We start from the raw sequence: 1,712 nt of genomic DNA, 5'->3' as shown, positions 1-1,712 counted from the left end.
CGGAGATTGAGAACATCGTGACTACGCACGATGAGCTGTTCAAGGACGATTTGTCGCCTGAGAGCCAGATGTCCGCTGCCAGCAAGGAGGTGCTGAGTTACCGACAGGCTTTGTATACGGGCTTCCGATTGGTCAGGGAGACGGGACTACTCACTGCGAACCATCTGATTGACATTCAGCGCGAGCTGGAGCGCAACCATGCGGGCTTTCGCAAGCTACCGGGTACTGCGCTGAAAGATGGTGCAGGGCGCACGGTGTACACGCCGCCACAGGAGCCGGATGCGATTGTGGCGCTGATGCGTGACCTGGAGCAGGTCATCAACGACCCGGATGCAGTTCCGGTAGACCCGCTTATCAAGATGGCGCTGATTCACCACCAGTTTGAGAGCATTCACCCCTTCTATGACGGCAATGGCCGCACGGGGCGTATTTTGAATGTGCTGTATTTGGTCAAGGAAGGGCTGCTGGACATTCCGGTGTTGTACCTGAGCCGCCATATCGTGCAAACCAAGGCCGACTATTACCGCCTGCTGCAAGCCGTGCGTGACCACGATGTCTGGGAAGACTGGCTGCTGTATATGCTGGATGCTGTAGAGCAAACTGCACAGCAGACGGTAAAAACGGTGATTGCCATTCGCGACGCCCTGCTTGACTACAAGCACCGCATCCGAGACCAGCACAAGTTCTACAGCCAAGACCTCATCAACAGCTTGTTCATGCACCCATACACCAAGATTGAGTTTTTGCAGAAGGACCTGAAGGTTTCAAGGCTGACAGCCACCAAGTATCTGGAAACGCTTACCGAATCGGGCTTTCTGGAAAAGCAGAAGATTGGCCGCAGCAATTACTACATCAACCATGCGTTGACAGGTATCTTGATGGCCCCGTAGCCTACTTGCGTGACTAAGCAAGCGACAGAGATACAACACAGGACACGAGGGAGCGTGCAATGACCGAAGACCAACTCGAGCAAGAAACCTTGCAATGGCTGGCGGAGGTGGGCTACACCGTTCGTTATGGTCTGGACATCGCGCCCGATGGCGACACCCCGCTGCGCAGCAACTATCAGCAAGTGGCGCTGCAAGACAATCTGCGTGAGGCCCTGCAACGGCTGAACCCCGGCATCCCCCAAGCTGCGCGTGAGGATGCACTGGCGCAGGTGTTGGACTTGGGTGTGCCTGCACTGTTGGCATCGAACCGGGCGTTTCACAAGCTGCTGGTCAATGGCGTGCCGGTGAGCTATCAGGTCGACGGCGAAACCCGCGGCGACTTTGCCAAGCTGGTGGACTGGAACCATTCAGCCAACAACCAGTTTTGGGCGGTGAACCAGTTCAGCGTGAAGGGCCAGCACCACGCACGCAGGCCCGACATTGTGCTGTTTGTGAATGGCTTGCCACTGGTAGTGATTGAGCTGAAGAACCCTGCCGACTTGCACGCCGATATCTGGATGGCCTATGACCAGATAGAGACGTACAAGGAGCAAATCCCCGAGCTGTTCCGCACCAATGAATTGTTAGTGATTAGCGATGGCGCAGAGGCGCGCATGGGGTCGCTCTCTGCCGACCGTAAGCGCTATATGCAGTGGCGCACGATTGATGGGGTGAAAATTGACCCACTGGGCGAGTTTGGCGAGCTGGAAACACTGATTCGCGGCGTGCTGGCCCCGGAGATTTTGCTGGACTATCTACGCTACTGCGTACTGTTTGAAGAGG

At 56.1% G+C, this 1,712-nt stretch carries 2 protein-coding genes; both read left to right on the top strand.

Going from position 1 to position 1,712, the window contains the following annotated elements:
- Positions 1-890: Fic family protein (locus CA2_RS17020; RefSeq protein WP_042420322.1), on the top strand; the 890-nt coding region annotated here is incomplete at its 5' end.
- A 59-nt stretch (positions 891-949) separates the two neighbouring features.
- A partial coding sequence (locus CA2_RS17015; RefSeq protein WP_042420319.1) for a type I restriction endonuclease occupies positions 950-1,712 on the top strand: 763 nt, incomplete at its 3' end.

The organism is Comamonas aquatica NBRC 14918 (assembly GCF_000739875.1).
In the GTDB taxonomy this organism is placed as follows: Bacteria; Pseudomonadota; Gammaproteobacteria; order Burkholderiales; family Burkholderiaceae_C; genus Comamonas; species Comamonas aquatica.
The sequence above is the reverse complement of the archived record's forward strand: the minus strand, read 5'-3'. Positions and strand labels throughout refer to the sequence as shown.